This is a genomic window from Mesorhizobium sp. RSR565B (assembly GCF_054719465.1).
The window spans coordinates 5804748-5821642 of sequence record NZ_JBTTIE010000001.1 but is presented as its reverse complement, the minus strand read 5'-3'; the positions used below and the strand labels follow the sequence as shown (position 1 = coordinate 5821642).

Genomic DNA, 16895 nt, shown 5'->3' with positions numbered 1-16895 from the left:
AAAATCAAATCAGGTCCGCCGCAACTCAATCGATAGCTGATTCTTGACGTTGCGTCAGGTGGGGTTCGGACTACTCCTTCTTCGCCCGTTTCGCCGGCGCCTTAACCTCAGCCTTCTGACCTAGACCAGACGCCTTCGCAAGGGCCGATCGCTTAGCGGCGTAGTTCGGCGCGACCATTGGGTAATCGTGAGACAAGCCCCACTTCTCACGGTATTCGTCGGGTGTCAGGCCAAGTAGGCCAAGGTGGCGTTTCATAGACTGGAATTTCCGACCGTCTTCCAGGCTGATGATGTAATCCGGGAACACAGACTTTTTTGGATTTGCCGCAGGCACAAGCTCTTTCGCAGCCGGTGCGATCTGGCTGCTCAAACCTGACAATGAAGCGTGCACAGATGCAATCAGGTCGGGCAAGTTGGCAACCGGTAGTGGGTTATTGGCTACGTATGCGGAAACGACGTCCGCTGTAAGTTCCGCCAGTTCGACAGCATGGTTGTCTTCGTCAGTCATGTGGTGGTCCCTTGTCTTTGAGACCTCTCTAATGATCCAACTCTACGTGCGCAAGCTCACATGTGCCTGCGGTGAAGTTGCCACATTCCACGCTTGTCACCGTATGAAATAGCGATATTGATGCGCTTATAGGTATCGCTCGCCCTCGTCGCGGTGCTTCAGGCAGAACCTAGTGCGTAGCTGCCTCGGTCGGGCGAAGCCGAAGCCTCCATCCTCACCGCGCCGGGGTGCCCGCACGCATGATTGTCGACCCGCCGTCGATCGCGCGGGGCCGCTGTCATGCCTCGGCAAGCCGTGTTGGTTCGTCGCTCATAGGGGGTTGATCGGCCCGACCAGGCCGGGATGGTCGTTGGGCAATTTGTTGACGGCGCTGGTGTTCACCTCACGCCCAACGCGGTTGAACTGCAGCTGACCGTCGATGTCGTGGCTGAGAATGTCCTTGAGGCTGTCCTTGGGCGACGCCGGATCCAGCCAGGCGTCATAGTATGCCGGGTCGAGAATGAGAGGCTGCCGATCGTGCAACTGCTTCATCGGGTCTGCGGCAGGCTCTGTGATGATGGTGCAGCTGGTTATGTCGAGATTGGAATTGTAGGCCCAAAGGCCGGCGAAAGAGAATGGCGCGTGGCCCGGCTGGTAGATGTGCCAAGGGTCTTTGTTGCCGCCTGCTGGTTCCGCGGGCCCGACTTGACGCTCACATACCGAGCGTTTGAGTGCTTCCGACAGGTCGAGCGGCCTCAGCGAACAACTCAGCCGCTGCCTGGACCTTATCAGCAGCCTCTTCGACCCGATCGAAGCGCGTCAACACACGACATTGGAGCATCGACAACCGCGCAGCGTGGTAGAGCTCACTCCGCTTGTGACCGTCCGAGTCCAAGGGTTGAAACAGCATCGTCATGGCGAAAGCCTCCCTCCGATGCCCGGCTCCCGTCGAAGTCGAGAGGCCGGGCCGTTAGACCGCGATCAATAGTCGGAGTCATAGTCGCTGTTGTCGTCCTGCTGGATGACAACGTGACGGCGGTGATGCATCGGACGGTTGATCGATCCGGTGACCACAACGTCGCTGGACCGATGATGATGCCGGCCCCAAGCGCGCTCGCCATTGTCGTAAAACGCCTGCTCGCCATGATGGCGGCGATGGAGACGGTGTCCGTTCCGATAGATGACCACACGGTCGTTATTGTTGTCGTCCCAAGAATGGCGGTGGTGGTGTCGGTGGGTCTGGATGACGATGCCTTCTTCTGCGGACGCGACCGCAGGGGCAGCCAAGCAAAGCGCCAATGCGCCCAGGATGATGGTCTTCATTTCGAGTTCTCCAAAAACCTAAAACGCCCTTCGGTAGGGAAACTTTGCTCAAGGACTTTGGTTCCGACACCCATCGGGGCGTGCCCATGAGCGGCACGTCAGGCGATCGTCTTGAAAGACCTCGCAATCTCGTCAGACGCGCCGCGCTGGCGCCCGCACCTGTATGGACTCGGCAGGAGGCAAGCAAATGAACGCACCATCGAGCAAAGCCATTCACGCATTCGACGGCGCCATGACCTCGATCAATGCACCAGACGCGACTCGTTATGTCCCGCAGGAAGAAATGCGCAGGATGGAAGCTCGCGCCTTGATCGGCCGACATCAGCGCGGCGAGCGCCTCACACCAGACCAGGCAACGAAGGTGAATCGTGCGAGTGCCGGCCGGCAGACGACCTGCGAAGCCTTGATCATGGTCGTGTCCGACGCCACCAAGACGCTAATGGTCCGGGTGATGCTTCGGGTGGAGAACGAGATCTGCCGCAAGCTTCGAACAACGAGATAGACCTGATCATCTTCGAAGTCGATCGCTGGGTCAAAGCCCGCGAGCCAGTGCTGCACTGATGCCGGGGGAGAGATCTCAAAAGCTGCATAGAAGGATATGCGGTCTTGCCGCTACGCTCTGCCATGAGGCTCGTATCACCTTCTCGCTTTTCGCCAGCCGGCCGCGACGGCCTCTGCTTCGCTGCAGAACCAGCGCTCGCCGTACTGAGGACTGATCTTCGTCTCCCAGTAATGCTCCTGCCCTGCGACGTGATAAATCCGCTCGCCGGTATTGATGGAAATGTTCCCCTTGACATCGCAGCTCGCCGCGCCGGCCCTGCGGGTTCCACTCAGCCAGCCAGTTGGGATGAGCCCGACGACCTTGTCGAGAGCTTGTCGGTTAACGGTGAAAAAAGCGGTCAAGGGAACCATCACCAGCGCCGGCAGTATTGCCATCGCCACAACCGCCGCCGCTTGGCGTTCTTGCGCCAGCGGTCGGCCTGGTTAGCCCCTCCATGACGCTGGACTTTGCCCACGCCCTCTCTCCCCCCGTGCAAAGAACGCGTCCATTCCACGCTTGAGTCCATACATCAGGAGCCGCTAAACTTCGGGTGTTGTTCACGATCCGGGCTAGGCCATGAAAATACTTCGACCGAGATCCAAGCCTAAGAAGGCTTACCCGAACAGCGATAGGTTCGGTGACGACGGGCGGCGAATTTACAGCGCATACGCGGGTGCGGACGGGAAGAAGCCTGCCAATCGGCGCAAACAGCACCGCCGCCATGCTCATAGCCGGGGCATCAGTCGCTGCGGTTCTTAGCGCATTGTTTTACCTGATCGGGGCCGGCTAACCCGAGATCGCCATTCCGAAGCCAACACCCAGGCCTATGGCAGGCCAAGGAACAGCTTGTCGGCAAGATCAAGGGCCGAAGGCGCGGACAGGGCGCCAAGCATCCTGGCGGGGCTCTCTGAGGGCGTTGGCGATGTCATCGAAGATGGTTTCCATCGGTCGAGTCTAGATCGGAACGCCTCTGTGTATCCCCGGTTTGTTCGTCAAAGTCTAAGGATCGGGGAAGCGCCATGGAAAGCACGTGCAGTAACGGTTGATTCAACCATTGCTGGTAAATTGCGGAATGTGGGTGGCGGCTCCGACAGTTCGGGGTGGAACTCGATGCCAGAGCCGCCTGCGCAGCCAAGGTTGGGGTTGACCGCGCCGTCCTATTCTGGGACAGCGCTGTCAACGATTCGTTAAAACGCTCCGGAACTAATTAAGCACGCGCTAATTGACTCGCGGTCTCGGGAGTCAGTGCATGCGTGAAGTTCATTCCTCCGATGATGGAGCCGATTTTGGCGGGACAAGCCTCCCGAGGGCATTGGACAGCGTCACTTACCGGCCGCCGTTTTCGTCTTCCCTCTTCCTAGAGGTCCGCCATTCGTTAGGCGAGTGGGTTGTTCGCATCATAGGGAGGAACGGTGAAACGTATTCCCGAGCATTCGAAAATGAGGCAGATGCCGTCGCTTTCGCGGGCGATCAGTCTTCTCGTCTAGGATTGGAAGCTCCCCCAAGGCGAGCAACTTGACCGCCCTTCGCTGAACATCGAAAGCGCGGATCTGTGAATCCCCCTTGGAATATCGTCGCCTCGAAACACTTCGGGCGGTCGCACTGTTCCCATATCAGCGTCTCCCAAAACTGCCCACTACCTCAACGGCTGGTGGGCTTTTTTGTACGTTAGCGGAACCTGAAATTTGGGGCTTGTTGATAGAACGGCAGCGAGTGGGTGTTCGCTGCTGGTCGAGGTCCCGCAAGACTCGGCCGGGCTCGCATCACCTGCCCCGGTCGGTGCGAGCCCACCGTCGCGCGACCAAGCGAGACTCCCCTGTGTCGGTCCCTATTTGATACTAGGGGACGGCGGTTAATCATCACGATGGTTTATGGCACGTTGTGTCGAACATGCCGAGCGCCGGGCTCGGGCTGCAGCAGGTGCTGGTCGATAGCGGCGGCCTTGAACGCCGCAAATGCTACGGCCGGACTGCAGCTTCCATCCTTGGCCTCCGCGATCAATCGGCACGCATCCCTATAGGCCGCCGCACCCTTATTTGGCCACTGCCCCTGGAGCGCTTCCTCGGCCTCACAGATAGAGGAAACCGTCATTGATTTACGGTCTACCAGCTTAACGAACAGCGGTAAAAAGGTGCCCATGGCACAACCTCCCGACCTTTTAGTGCGCCGAACGCAACAAGAGCTTTTTGGTTTCCATGCCTATTTGATTTTGGACCCATTTCAGCACGAGCCAATTGAATCGGCGGTTGGACCCATAGCAATGGCCGGTGCAGCCCCGCCACGTTTCGCCAAAACATGGATTAAAACTCAATTCAGCAGTCGAGCTTTTTGCGTCCTACGCGTCCAGTTCGAGCGGCTCGTGCTGCGGATCGGCATGATAGGTGACCTGGCGAAAATCGCGCATATCGATCTGTTGCCCGCAAACAGGGCAAGGGAGGAAATGCGCGAGTTCGCTCGCGGGCGGGCCTTCATGTCGGTGCCCGATCAGTGGTCTGCCGAGATCAGATAGCCTGGTCATTGTTTCCGCAGCGCCTTGGCTTCCCGCTCCAAAGTCTCGCGTTGGTTGCCGTGCTTCGCAATCAACTCTTTGACCTGCTGGGGTGTGATGCCGGTCTTTGTTGCGAAATATTCAACTTCATAATCCTCGTCGGCTGAGACACGGTCCCGATCGCGGAAATCCCGCTTGCTCTTGTCATCGGCCATATCGTTTCCTCCTTCGCTCATCCCGCAACGTCGAGTTGACGTGTTTTGTTGCACCAAAAGCCGATTTCCGGTTTCGGAACCATTTCAGCACAAGCTAATTGAATCGCCGGGTGCGGGTGAGTTCATGCGTCTAAAGTTCGTCGAGCCTTTGCTGCCGAGCTTGGTCGAGAAGCCTCCCGAAGGCGACGAATGGATTCACGAAGTCAAGTTCGACGGCTATCGCAGCCAAATCATCATCGATCATGACGTGCGCATCTTCACGCGCAACGGCCACAATTGGACGGCAAAATACAGGGATCTGGCCGGTGCCGCAAAACGCCTTGGGGTCGAGAATGCCATCATTGACGGCGAACTAGTCGTACTCAACGAAGCCGGCCTTTCGGACTATCAGGCGCTGCGCAAAGCTATCACCAGCCGCCAGCATGACCTCTACTTCGTCACCTTCGATCTCCTCCACTTGAACGGTCACGATCTGCGGGACATGGATCTCGAAGACCGACGCGAAATCCTGGAAGGCCTCATCTTGCCTGATGACCGCATCCAGTTCAGCCAAGCGCTGCCCGGAGACGCTAAAGCCATATTCCACCTGATCGATGAAGCCGGCCTTGAGGGTATGGTATCGAAGCGACGTGACAGCAAATACCGCAGCGGCCGGTCGACAGCCTGGCTGAAGATCAAGAGCTACATGGTGGAAGAATACGACTTGCTCGGATTCGAGCGGGAACCCGGTAAGCCGGCCTTTGCGCTGATGGCCGATCGGAAGACCGGGGAGTATGTCGGCTCAGCGTTCATCAACTCCAGCCGGGCAATCCGCGAACGGCTATGGAAGCGCGTCCAGGAGCACGCCGGGCCGGCACCGAAGGGGATGAGGCGGCCGGCGACACAGTGGGTTAACGCCGATCACGTACCGTCGTGAAGCTCTTCAATCCGCTCGACGAAGGAACCTGGCTCGCAACCGAGCTGAGTGCCGATGGTGACATCATGTTCGGTCTCGCCGGTCTCGGATATCCCGAGCAGGGCAGTTTCTCGCTCTTAGAGATGACGTCGGTCGGGCTGCCTATCCGCGTGGGCATCGAGCGCGATGTCCTCTTTACCACCGACCTACCGATTTCGGTTTGGGCAGAGGCCGCCCGCCGGGCCGGAAAGCCTTCGCGACGCGGAACGCATCCTCTACCACGCCGCCCAGTCTGGCCGAGACGGCGCGTGAGATCTCAGCTAGAAATCCCCAATGCCGCAGATGCGCAAAGTCGTGTCTGCGGCCCTGTCGCCCTCCGGATTTTCGGTGTGCCGCGCAGTCCTCAGAGTGAGAGGGCTGCGCCCGTTTCTTTTGACGGGTTTGGAGGTCGAGAGAGTCTCGGCCGCCCGTCGCGGAGACAGTCCACATGGCTACGCCCAAGCAGAAGATCACCCTCAACGCTTCACGTGACATCCCCTTCAACAAGCTGGTGCTGAGCCAGGCCAATGTCCGGCGCATCAAGCGCGGGGAAACGATAGAGGACCTCGCCGCCTCGATCGCACGACGCGGCCTCTTGCAGAGTCTCAACGTCCGGCCAGTGCTGGATGGCGAGGGCAATGAGACCGGCATGTTTGAGGTGCCGGCTGGTGGGCGCCGCTATCGCGCGCTGGAACTGCTGGTCAAGCAGAAGCGCATGATCAAGACCGAGCCGGTTCCCTGCGTCGTCAGCGACGCCCACAGCGCGATCCCGATCGAGGAGGACTCGCTGGCCGAGAATTTTCAGCGCGAAGATTTACATCCCCTGGATATGTTCCGGGCCTTCCAGACCCTGCACGATCAGGGCGCCAGCCATGAGGAGATTGCGGCACGCTTCTTCGTGTCCGCTACCTTTGTCCAGCAGCGCCTGCGGCTCGCAAAAGTTTCGCCCAAGCTGCACGAGGTCTACGAGCAGGAGGGAATGCAACTCGAGCATCTCATGGCCTTTACCGTGACCGACGATCACGCCCGTCAGGAGCAGGTCTGGGAGGCGCTCGAGAACTCCTGGTCGAAGGAGCCGCAGCAGATCCGGCGCCTTTTGACGGAAACCACTGTGCGGGCAAGCGATCGCCGGGCGCTGTTCGTCGGTGTCGACGCGTATGTCGCTGCCGGCGGCATGGTGCTGCGCGACCTGTTCGAGGCCGACAATGGCGGCTGGCTTCAGGACCCCGCTCTGCTCGACCGCTTGGTCCGCGACAAGCTGAAGTCGATCGCCGACGAAATCGCGACGGAGGGCTGGAAGTGGATCGTGGTCGATGTCGATCTGCCTTATGGCCATAATCACGGTCTGCGGGCACTGGCCGGCACCCCCGTCGATCTGACCGACGCGGATCGGGCGGAACGCGAAGCCCTGCGCGCGGAGTACGAACGGCTGGAAGCCGAGTATGGTGAATCCGACGAACTCCCCGACGCGGTCGATCAACGTCTCGGCGAGATCGAGTCTGTGCTGGAGGCGTTCGAGAGCCGCCCGATGAACTACGATCCCGCCGATATCGGCCGCGCCGGTGCCTTCATCAGCATCGACCGTGACGGTGACCTGGTCGTCGATCGCGGATATGTGCGCCCCGAGGACGAAGCGCCGGAAGCGGTCGACGGCGACGCCGCCGAGCCCGGCGGTGTGACCGGGAGCGAGGAGGGAAGCGACGATCCTTCGGTTCGCCGCGCCACCATCACCATCGGCGCGCAAACGTCCGAGCCCGATGAGGATGACGGCGACGCCATCAAGCCGCTGCCCGAACGCCTGGTGATCGAGCTCACCGCGTATCGCACGTTGGCGCTGCGCAATGCCGTGGCCGAGAACCAGCATGTGGCCATCACGGCGCTGTTGCATCGGCTCGTCCTCGACACCTTCGGTCATCGCTCCGCGACTGGCTGCCTCGAGGCGTTCGTCCGACATGTCCACTTGCCGACGCAAGACGCCGAGCTGAAAGACAGCCCCGCGGCCAAGGCGATCGACGAACGCCATGAGGCGTGGAAGGGCGACATTCCGCTCGGTGACGATCAGACTCTGTGGGCTTGGCTCGACAGTCTCGATGAAGCCAGTCAGCACGCACTGCTGGCGCATTGCGTCAGCTATGGGATCAACGCGCTGTTCGAGCGACCTAACCCCTATGGCAGCGGCGTTTCCCAGCACGGGCTGGAGCAGCGCTTGCGCGAAGCCGACCGGCTCTCCCACGCCACCGGGCTCGACATGGTGGATGCGGGCTGGCGGCCGACGGTCGATAATTATCTCGGCCGGGTCACCAAGTCCCGCATCCTCGAAGCCGTGCGCGAAGGTGCCAGCGAGCAGGCGGCTCAACTCATCGACCACCTCAAGAAGGGCGACATGGCCAAGGAGGCCGAACGCCTCCTTGCCGATAGTGGCTGGCTACCCGAACCGCTCCGTCTGATCGATCATGACGCGCGGCCCGCGCAGCCGGGCGAGGGCGAGGAACCTGACCTGCCCGAATTCCTCGCCGGCGATGACGAAGACGACTCGGCGGCAGCCGATGAGGTCATCGCACACGCTGTCGCTGCCGAATAGCACCCATCGACGGGGCGACTCCGGTCGCCCCGTTCCCCTTCACCTCACCCTCATGGCCCGACGCCCTGTCGGGCCTTTTCGTTTCAGGAGACATCCATGTCCGCCCACATCGTCTATGACAACGCCCCGCTAGGCTCGCTGATCCAGTACTCGGACGGCACCCCCAAACCGCCGGCGCGCTTTACCCGCAAGCTCGACGACTGGGGCCGTCGCAACGCCTCGGCCGTCTGGTCCGCAAGGCATCGCCGCGCGACCGTCCGACCTACAGCGCACCGGCCTCGATCACGCTCAATGAAGGTAACTTCTCCTCCGGCGGCGTCATCCTCGTGACGGTCATGCGAACCTACTCGGTCGACAGCGACCTCAGCTTCAAGATCGTCGAGCAGCCCGGTATCGGCATGGTCCGGGTCCTGCAGCAGATCGGCGAAGACGAAGAGTTGCTGTACCTCGCCGAGAGCCGGGAGGCGGCCGCACTCTGGTTGGCCAAGACCGGGTACCGCAATGCGCGTCTTGAAGACGTCACCGCTGACGAAGTCGGCGCCGACGTCGTCGAGGGGCGGGCGGCGGCGTAACACCTGCACGCGTGGACATCAAACTCGACCCGCCGGCCGGGGCTCGGAGACGAACGCCGGGCCGCCCTTTTTTTAGGAGCAGCAAATGCCGCAATTCACCATCGAGACGACGTACCACCTACCAGTGTTCCGGCATTCAACCTATTTGGCTGAGACACCCGACGTCGCGTGCCGATTTGCCATCGAGGACACTGACTGTTCGGGTCAGCGGGAGAATTGCGAGTCCTCGGGCGAAGCCCATGTCACCGGCATATGGGAGGGCGCCGGTGCCGCGTATCGTGGACAGGCCATTCCGGTTCATGCACATTTTGGGGAAGCGGTGCAGCGCAAGGCCGCACAATTCGAACTCATGCTGGCTTGCTCAAGATCATTGTCGGCGATGCTAAGGCCCGCCGACCGACGCCGCCGGGGTGGCTCGGCAAGGCCGAATGGGCGATCGCGCGCGGCGAAGCGATCCTCGCGGGCCGCCCGCGATCCAGTTGAACCCGGAGATGCGAAGGACTTGCCATGAGCATTCCCGACCATGCCCGCAGCAACTTCCAGACGCTGCTTCGTGCCGCCAGCGACGGCAACCTCGCGTTGATGGAATGCGCCGACGCGGCGACCGGGCAGCGGCGTTATGTAATCTGCGCGGTCGGGCGGGAGGGCGCGGACTACGTGTTCACCCCGTTCGGTCATCTTGCCGACGGCAATCCCTATGATGCCTACCTGCCGCCCGATCCCGACGACGCCAAAGGTTTGCTACAGAAGTCGGAGCCTGACGGCGGAATATGATCGAGATCGGTTGATACCGGCAAGCGCTCAACCTCATGGCGGGGCGCTTGTTTCATTTTAGCTTCGCGGGACCTGAGAGGGAGAGGCGGGCCGGGATGGGTTTGGAAACCGTGCGGTCCAGAGAGAGCGCCGCGCGGCTCGGTCCTGTCCCCGCTCTCCCGAGGTTCACACCATGTACATGATCTCGCCCGCCGCGGCGGTTCCAACCGCCGCGCCGCTCCCGCTCGCCCAAACCCGTGCTGCCGGCGCTATCTTCGCCGCCGCCGGCCTGCTGCTTCCCCGTCTCGAACGCGGCGAGTGCATCGACGCGACAAAGCTCCGCTCGGCGATGGAAGCCGCATTCGGCGCCTCCGACGCCGCCGGCGCGTGGGACTGGAAGCAGGCCTACGATGCCTGCGAGGCCGCAACGGTCCTTTTCCTCCGCAAGTACGGAAAGGCGCTCTCCCGCAAAGCCGAATCTCCGGCTGCACGGCTGTCCGCTTTGTCGAAGATCGCAGGGCTGATGCCGACGCATACGCGCCGGTCCGAAGAAGCACAGACCTTCCAGCAGTTCTCGACGCCGATTCCGCTCGGCCTGGTCGCCGCAACGGCCGCCGCCATCACGCCCGGCGACCGTGTGCTGGAGCCTTCCGCCGGCACCGGGCTGCTCGCCATCCTGGCCGAGATAGCCGGCGCCTCGCTCATCCTCAACGAGCTTGCCGAGACGCGCGCGGCACTTCTCTCGTGTCTCTTTCCGGGCGTCTCCGCCAGCCGCTTCGACGCCGCCCAAATCGACGACCATCTCGATCCCGGCGCCGTGCCGAGCGTGGTGCTGATGAACCCGCCCTTTTCGGTCATGGCCAATGTCGAGGGCCGCATGGCCGACGCGGCCTGGCGGCACATCGCCTCGGCGCTGTCGCGCCTTGCGCCCGGCGGGCGGCTGGTGACGATCACCGGTGCGAACTTCGCGCCCGACCATCCGACCTGGACCGCCGCCTTCACTCGCCTGCAGGAGCGTGGTCGCATGGTCTTCTCCGCCGCCATCGATGGCTCGGTCTATGCCAAGCACGGCACGACCTTCCCGACGCGCCTCACCGTCATCGACAGGGTGCCGGCGGACGATCCCTCGCTCTTCCCGGATGCTCCCGGCATCGCTCCGGATGCGGCAACGCTCCTCACGTGGATTGAGGAGCGCCTTCCCGCGCGGCCGCCGGTCGTGATGGCCGCCCTTCCCAGCGCGACATCGGCGGTCGCCGCGGCCCGCAAAGTGCACGGCTATCTCACACGCTCGGCGAGTACCACGCCACGCATGTCGATCGCCGAACCGGAAGCTATCGACCTCGCCTATGAGGCTGTCGACTGGCAGGCCGCCGAGAACGGCAAGATCAGCGACGCCATCTATGAGGCCTACGGGCTTCAGGCGATCCGCATTCCCGGCTCGCGGGCTCACCCCACCAAGCTCGTTCAATCGGCGGCCATGGCCTCGGTAGCGCCACCCAAGCCGGGCTACCGGCCGCGCCTACCGAAGAACGTCCTTGACCTGCTCTCGGACGCGCAGCTCGAGACCGTCATCTATGCGGGCGAGGCTCACGCCGAGTATCTCGCCGGCGCCTGGACGCTCGACGAGACCTTTGACATGGTTAGCGCCGCGGCCGATGACGCGGCGGGGGCCGTGCGCTTCCGGCAAGGCTTCATGATCGGCGACGGCACTGGGGTGGGCAAAGGCCGGGAATCCGCCGCCGTAATCCTAGACAATTGGATGCAGGGCCGTCGTAAGGCGGTCTGGATCTCCAAGTCCGACAAGCTGATCGAGGATGCGCGGCGCGACTGGTCCGCGCTCGGCATGGAGCGCTTGCTGGTCACCCCGCTCTCCCGCTTCCCGCAGGGCAGGCCGGTCACGCTGGCGGAAGGCATCCTGTTCACCACCTATGCCACGCTACGCTCCGACGATCGCGGCGAGAAGGTTTCGCGGGTCAAACAAATCGTCGAATGGTTGGGTCCGGATTTCGATGGGGTCATCATTTTCGACGAGGCGCACGCCATGCAAAACGCCGGTGGCGGCAAGGGCGAACGCGGCGACGCCGCTCCCTCCCATCAAGGCCGTGCCGGCCTGAGGCTACAGCACGCCCTGCCGAACGCCCGCATCGTCTATGTATCGGCGACTGGCGCGACCACCGTCCACAATCTCGCCTATGCCCAGCGGCTCGGCCTCTGGGGCGGCGAGCATTTTCCATTCTCGACCCGCGCCGAGTTCGTCGAGGCGATCGAGGCCGGCGGCGTGGCGGCGATGGAAGTGCTGGCACGCGACCTCAGGGCACTCGGCCTCTACACCGCCCGCTCCCTCTCTTTCAACGGCGTCGAATACGAACTGCTCGAGCATGAGCTGACGCCCGAACAGGTCCGCATCTATGACGCGTACGCTGGGGCCTTCGGCGTCATCCATAACAATCTCGATGCGGCGATGCAGGCGGCCAACATCACCGGCAGCACCGGTACGCTCAATGCCCAGGCCAAGTCGGCCGCGCGCAGCGCCTTTGAAAGCGCCAAGCAGCGCTTCTTCGGTCATTTGTTGACCAGCATGAAGACACCGACCCTGGTCCGCTCCATCACCCACGATCTGGAGGAGGGCCATGCGGCCGTTGTCCAGATCGTCTCGACGGGCGAGGCGCTCATGGAACGGCGGCTGGCCGAACTCCCGACCGAGGAATGGAACGACGTTCGCGTCGACATCACGCCCCGCGAATATGTCCTTGACTACCTAGCCCATTCCTTCCCCGTGCAGCTCTACGAGCCGTACACCGACAGCGAGGGCAATCTGTCGTCGCGCCCGGTCTACCGCGATGGCCAGCCCGTCGAGAGCCGCGAGGCGGTCGCCCGGCGCGACGAGTTGATCGCCAAACTCGCCAGCTTGACGCCTGTCCCCGGCGCGCTCGACCAGATCGTCCAGCATTTCGGGGTGGACATCGTGGCCGAGGTCACCGGTCGCTCGCGCCGCATTGTCCGGAAGGGCGAGCGCCTTGTCGTTGAAAACCGTGCCGGGTCAGCCAACCTCGCCGAGACGCAGGCCTTCATGGATGACCAGAAGCGCGTTCTGGTTTTTTCGGACGCGGGCGGAACGGGGAGGAGCTACCACGCCGAACTGTCGGCCCGGAACACGCGGCTGCGTATGCATTATCTGCTCGAAGCCGGCTGGAAAGCCGACACCGCCATTCAGGGCCTGGGCCGCACGCATCGCACCAATCAGGCGCAGCCGCCGCTCTTCCGGCCGATCTCGACCAATGTGAAGGCGGAAAAGCGCTTCCTCTCGACGATCGCGCGAAGGCTCGATACGCTAGGCGCAATCACGCGCGGCCAGCGCCAGACCGGCGGCCAGGGCCTGTTCCGGCCAGAGGACAATCTGGAAAGCCACCATGCCCGCGATGCGCTACGGCAACTCTATCTGCTGATCGTACGCGGCAAGGTCGAGGGCTGCTCGCTCGACCGTTTCGAGGCGGCGACGGGTCTCAAGCTGATGGATGCCAATGGCATCAAGGACGAGTTGCCGCCGATCACCACCTTCCTCAATCGCCTGCTCGCACTGACCATTGCGCTGCAGGGCGTGCTGTTCGGTGCCTTCGAGCAACTGCTGGCGGCGCGCATCGAGGGCGCGATCGCGTCAGGCACCTACGACGCCGGGCTGGAGACGCTGCAGGCCGAAAACTTCGTCGTCACCGATCGGCAGGTGATCTACACCCATCCGCGCACTGGCGCCGAAAGCCGCCTGCTCACGATCACCGAACGCAAGCGCAATCGGCCCGTCACGCTCAATGCGGCGCTCGTTCATCTCCGCGATCCGCGTGCCTTACTGCTCATCAACGAGCAATCGGGCCGCGCCGCCGTGCAGATCCCGACCCCCAGCGTCATGCTCGACGATGGCGAGGTCGAGCGACGTGTCCGCCTGATCCGGCCGATGGAAGGCCAGAACATGCCGCTCAAGGCTATGGGCGAAACACGCTGGATCGAGGCCGACCGCGAGGCGTTCATATCTGCCTGGACGGCCGAAATCGCCGGGGTGCCGGAGTTTTCGGACTCGGTCTTGCACATGGTCACCGGCCTGCTGCTACCGATCTGGAAGCGCCTGCCCAACGAGTCGACCCGCGTTTATCGACTTCAGACCGACGAGGGCGAGCGCCTCATCGGCCGCCGCGTCTCGCCGGCATGGGCCGCCAAGGCCTCTGCGACGAACGTGGTGCTGCTGTCGCCGGAGCAGGCGTTTGCGGTTCTGATGGACGGCCGGACCATCCTCGATCTTGCCGAGGATCTCCAGCTTCGCCGCAGCCGCGTCATGGGCGCATGGCGCATCGAATTGTCCGGCTTCACCGACGCGATGCGCGAGCGCCTCACCGCGTACGGTCTCTTCCACGAGATCATTTCGTGGAAGCTCAGGATGTTCGTGCCGATCGACGCCAACGGGCTCGCCGTGCTGGAGCGCGTGCTCGACCACTTCCCAATCGATCGGGTCAGTGAGCGGGAGGCTGCATGAGTCCGCGTCACGCTGCATGCGACCTGGCACACCGCCTCGGCGCATATGCCGAGGCGGTGTGCCGCCACTACCTCTCCAATGGCCGTCGCCAGGGCAACTATTGGACTGTCGGCGACGTCCGCAATGCGCCGGGCCGCTCGATGTTCGTGCGTCTGCAGCCATCCCCGAAGGGACCTCCAGGCAAATGGACCGACGCCGCTACCGGCGAGCATGGCGACCTGCTCGATGTCATCCGCGAATCCCTCGGACTGGTCAATTTCCGGGACGTCGCCGACGAGGCGCGCGTGTTTCTCGCTATGCCAGATGCCATGCCACCCCGACCGGCCGAGCCGATCACGCAGGTCCCCATTGGCTCTCCGGAAGCGGCTCGCCGACTGGTCGCCATGTCGAAGCCCATTATCGGCACCCTCGTGGAAACGTATTTGCGTGGACGTAGCATTACGACTTTGCACGGAACCACAGCCTTGCAGTTCCATCCACACTGCTACTACCGGCCAGACGATCATGGACCGACCAGGACCTTGCCGGCGATGATCGCTGCTGTCACCGATCTCGATGGACATCTGACCGGCGCGCACCGCACCTGGCTCGCACCGGACGGCGCCGGCAAGGCACTCGTCGACACGCCGCGTCGGGCAATGGGTAACCTCCTCGGTCACGCCGTCCGCTTCGGCGTACCTGGCAGCGTCATGGCGGCAGGCGAAGGCATCGAGACGACGCTGTCGCTCAGATGCGCCTTGCCCGACATGGCGATGGCGGCGGCTCTCTCGGCGGCTCATCTCGCCGCCATCCTGTTCCCGCCGAACCTGCAGCGGCTCTATGTCATCCGCGACAAAGATCCGGCCGGTGACGGTGCCCGCGACAGTCTGCTCGAGCGCGCGATCGACGCCGGGATCGAGGCGATCGTTCTTTCGCCGTTCATGGAGGATTTTAACGAAGATCTCCGCCATTTCGGACTTGCCACCTTCCGCGCCTCGATTGCGGACCAGCTCATGCGCAGGGATCGCATCCGCTATCTGACACGGGCGGCGTGAGGCGGGAAGGGAAGCGCGCGGCGCACGGTGTGGCCGCATCGCATGGATGGGAGCCCGCCGGTAGGGAACCGCGACCCGGCCTTCGAGAGGGCGATCGGCCCACAATCAGGCCGGCCAGGCAATGGCGGCGGCCGACTATTTCCGCGGCGCGCGACTGCTCGCGAATGGCAGCGATTGGTCGCGACGCCTTTCCATCGCGAGGCAAAATAGCCGGCCGCCGCCATCCTCCGCTACGCTCCGGCCCTCCGCTACGCTGCGGGTGTCGGACCGTCCCGCCCGTGGGCTCTCGTCGCCATGAAGGCCGCGAGGGTCGCGGTCAAACCGACGGGAGCATCCCCATGAGCGAGCACGACGACACCGAACCGCACCACGCCGCTTCTCCGACCGATCACATCCTCACCGAACTCCAGCTCTATGGCTGGCGCCCATTTGCCGACGAGCCCGATCCGCGACCGCTCCCTGGTGGCGACCACGCGGCCGGAGCCGTCGCCGACATCTTTGACGCCCTCATCGCCACCCTGAGCGACACGCGCCTCGAACCCGACCTCGATGACCTCCTCTGGTCCGTCACCAATGTCTTCCACCGAGCTGTACAACGGATCGAGCGGCAACTGGACGACAACGAGCAGGCCCAGCGCCGCCTGCAGCGCGAACAGGACGGCAGCGAGATCAAGGCGGTTGAACTCGAGACACTCACCGCCCAGGGCCAGACCATGATCGAACGGCGCGACGCCTTCGAGCTCATGCGTGACCAGGCCGCCGATCACTACGATCAGCACACCGGCTCCGCCTGGCGACCGCGCACGGGGTCGATGGTCAACCACCACCATCTCACCGCCGCATTGATCGATAGCCGCGACTTCCTCACGGCCAGGCGGCGCGCGGAAACCGAAATCATGTTACCCGCCGGCCCCAAGATCGCCTTCTCCGGCGGCGATACGGCCGATCACGAGCTGATCTGGGCAAAGCTCGACCAAATCCGCGCCAAGCACCCCGACATGGTGCTGATGCACGGCGGATCACCGAAAGGCGCCGAAAAGATCGCCGCCCGCTGGGCCGATCATCGCAAGGTGCAGCAGGTCGCCTTCAAGCCCGACTGGAGCAAACATGCCAAGGCCGCTCCCTTCAAGCGCAACGACCAGATGTTGGCGGTCATGCCGATCGGCGTCATCGTCTTTCCGGGCACCGGCATTCAGGAGAACCTGGCGGACAAGGCTTGCAAGCTCGGTATCCCGGTCTATCGGCTAGGCAACGGCGGCGCATAAGCGCCGCCGCAATCAATGCGGTCCTTCACGCCATCGCCATCGCCATTGAATTGCTCCTGAAGTCTACATCTTCTCAGAGTTGCGACCGGCGATCCTTGGAACCGCCGCCATTTCGGGCACGATCTCGGCAAAGCGGCTCTTTACGCCGAACGAGCTGGATTGGGCCTGCCACCGCGAGTG

At 63.0% G+C, this 16895-nt stretch carries 16 protein-coding genes and 1 pseudogene; 11 read left to right on the top strand and 6 right to left on the bottom strand.

Features of this window, described 5'->3' with window-relative positions; all coding sequences use genetic code 11:
* Positions 1-70: 70 nt before the first annotated feature.
* The 3 genes from ACYG9R_RS28165 to ACYG9R_RS28155 form a co-directional block, all read right to left on the bottom strand.
* Entirely contained in the window at positions 71-508 is a 438-nt protein-coding gene (locus ACYG9R_RS28165) for a Ros/MucR family transcriptional regulator (RefSeq protein ID WP_460221862.1), read from the bottom strand.
* A gap of 309 nt (positions 509-817) precedes the next feature.
* A complete protein-coding gene (locus ACYG9R_RS28160; RefSeq protein ID WP_460221881.1) occupies positions 818-1231 on the bottom strand; it encodes an SOS response-associated peptidase family protein in 414 nt (137 codons plus the stop codon).
* Between the two features lie 237 nt (positions 1232-1468).
* Positions 1469-1810 carry a hypothetical protein gene (locus ACYG9R_RS28155; protein WP_023713615.1) on the bottom strand — a complete coding sequence of 114 codons (342 nt, stop codon included), beginning with the start codon at positions 1808-1810 and terminating at the stop codon, positions 1469-1471.
* A 187-nt stretch (positions 1811-1997) separates the two neighbouring features.
* Here ACYG9R_RS28155 and ACYG9R_RS28150 point away from each other — a divergent pair, with 187 nt between their 5' ends.
* Positions 1998-2312, top strand: coding sequence for a hypothetical protein (locus tag ACYG9R_RS28150; RefSeq protein ID WP_155923356.1), 315 nt, complete (start codon positions 1998-2000; stop codon positions 2310-2312).
* Between the two features lie 134 nt (positions 2313-2446).
* Here the strand turns inward: ACYG9R_RS28150 and ACYG9R_RS28145 are convergent, their stop codons facing one another.
* Positions 2447-2746, bottom strand: coding sequence for a sunset domain-containing protein (locus ACYG9R_RS28145; RefSeq protein ID WP_023825206.1), 300 nt, complete (start codon positions 2744-2746; stop codon positions 2447-2449).
* A gap of 1474 nt (positions 2747-4220) precedes the next feature.
* Complete coding sequence (locus ACYG9R_RS28140) at positions 4221-4490, bottom strand: DUF982 domain-containing protein (protein ID WP_023713612.1); 270 nt, start codon at positions 4488-4490, stop codon at positions 4221-4223.
* Between ACYG9R_RS28140 and ACYG9R_RS28135 the strand changes: the two genes are divergently transcribed.
* Positions 4489-4860: a hypothetical protein gene (locus ACYG9R_RS28135; protein WP_023731570.1), complete on the top strand. Its 372-nt coding sequence runs from the start codon at positions 4489-4491 to the stop codon at positions 4858-4860. The two genes, ACYG9R_RS28140 and ACYG9R_RS28135, sit on opposite strands and share 2 nt — an antisense overlap.
* 5 nt (positions 4861-4865) lie before the next feature.
* On the opposite strand, the gene ACYG9R_RS28130 is transcribed toward ACYG9R_RS28135, so the two are convergent.
* Complete coding sequence (locus tag ACYG9R_RS28130; protein WP_023823908.1) at positions 4866-5054, bottom strand: DUF3606 domain-containing protein; 189 nt, start codon at positions 5052-5054, stop codon at positions 4866-4868.
* On the opposite strand from ACYG9R_RS28130, the gene ACYG9R_RS28125 reads away from it, so the two are divergent.
* The 9 genes and pseudogenes from ACYG9R_RS28125 to ACYG9R_RS28085 all read left to right on the top strand — a co-directional run bounded on the left by ACYG9R_RS28125 (position 5035) and on the right by ACYG9R_RS28085 (position 16715).
* The gene (locus tag ACYG9R_RS28125; protein WP_460221861.1) at positions 5035-5970 is read left to right on the top strand and encodes an ATP-dependent DNA ligase; all 936 of its coding nucleotides are present in this window, start codon (positions 5035-5037) and stop codon (positions 5968-5970) included. The two genes, ACYG9R_RS28130 and ACYG9R_RS28125, sit on opposite strands and share 20 nt — an antisense overlap.
* A complete protein-coding gene (locus tag ACYG9R_RS28120; RefSeq protein WP_460221860.1) occupies positions 5967-6506 on the top strand; it encodes a DUF2958 domain-containing protein in 540 nt (179 codons plus the stop codon). Before ACYG9R_RS28125 ends, ACYG9R_RS28120 begins: the two co-directional genes overlap by 4 nt.
* Positions 6437-8569 (top strand): ParB/RepB/Spo0J family partition protein, encoded by a 2133-nt coding sequence (locus tag ACYG9R_RS28115; protein WP_023825239.1) that lies wholly within the window; start codon positions 6437-6439, stop codon positions 8567-8569. The genes ACYG9R_RS28120 and ACYG9R_RS28115 overlap by 70 nt, the downstream gene beginning before the upstream one ends.
* A 96-nt stretch (positions 8570-8665) precedes the next feature.
* Positions 8666-9141, top strand: a pseudogene (locus tag ACYG9R_RS28110) (hypothetical protein).
* Between the two features lie 85 nt (positions 9142-9226).
* Positions 9227-9652 carry a hypothetical protein gene (locus ACYG9R_RS28105; protein WP_245260162.1) on the top strand — a complete coding sequence of 142 codons (426 nt, stop codon included), beginning with the start codon at positions 9227-9229 and terminating at the stop codon, positions 9650-9652.
* Entirely contained in the window at positions 9649-9915 is a 267-nt protein-coding gene (locus ACYG9R_RS28100; RefSeq protein WP_023731564.1) for a DUF6117 family protein, read from the top strand. The genes ACYG9R_RS28105 and ACYG9R_RS28100 overlap by 4 nt, the downstream gene beginning before the upstream one ends.
* 172 nt (positions 9916-10087) lie before the next feature.
* On the top strand, positions 10088-14416 hold the full coding sequence (locus ACYG9R_RS28095) for a strawberry notch family protein (RefSeq protein WP_023825241.1): 4329 nt from the start codon (positions 10088-10090) through the stop codon (positions 14414-14416).
* Complete coding sequence (locus ACYG9R_RS28090; RefSeq protein WP_023731562.1) at positions 14413-15450, top strand: DUF7146 domain-containing protein; 1038 nt, start codon at positions 14413-14415, stop codon at positions 15448-15450. Before ACYG9R_RS28095 ends, ACYG9R_RS28090 begins: the two co-directional genes overlap by 4 nt.
* Before the next feature lie 338 nt (positions 15451-15788).
* Entirely contained in the window at positions 15789-16715 is a 927-nt protein-coding gene (locus ACYG9R_RS28085; protein ID WP_023825242.1) for a DUF2493 domain-containing protein, read from the top strand.
* The last annotated feature ends 180 nt before the right edge of the window (positions 16716-16895 follow it).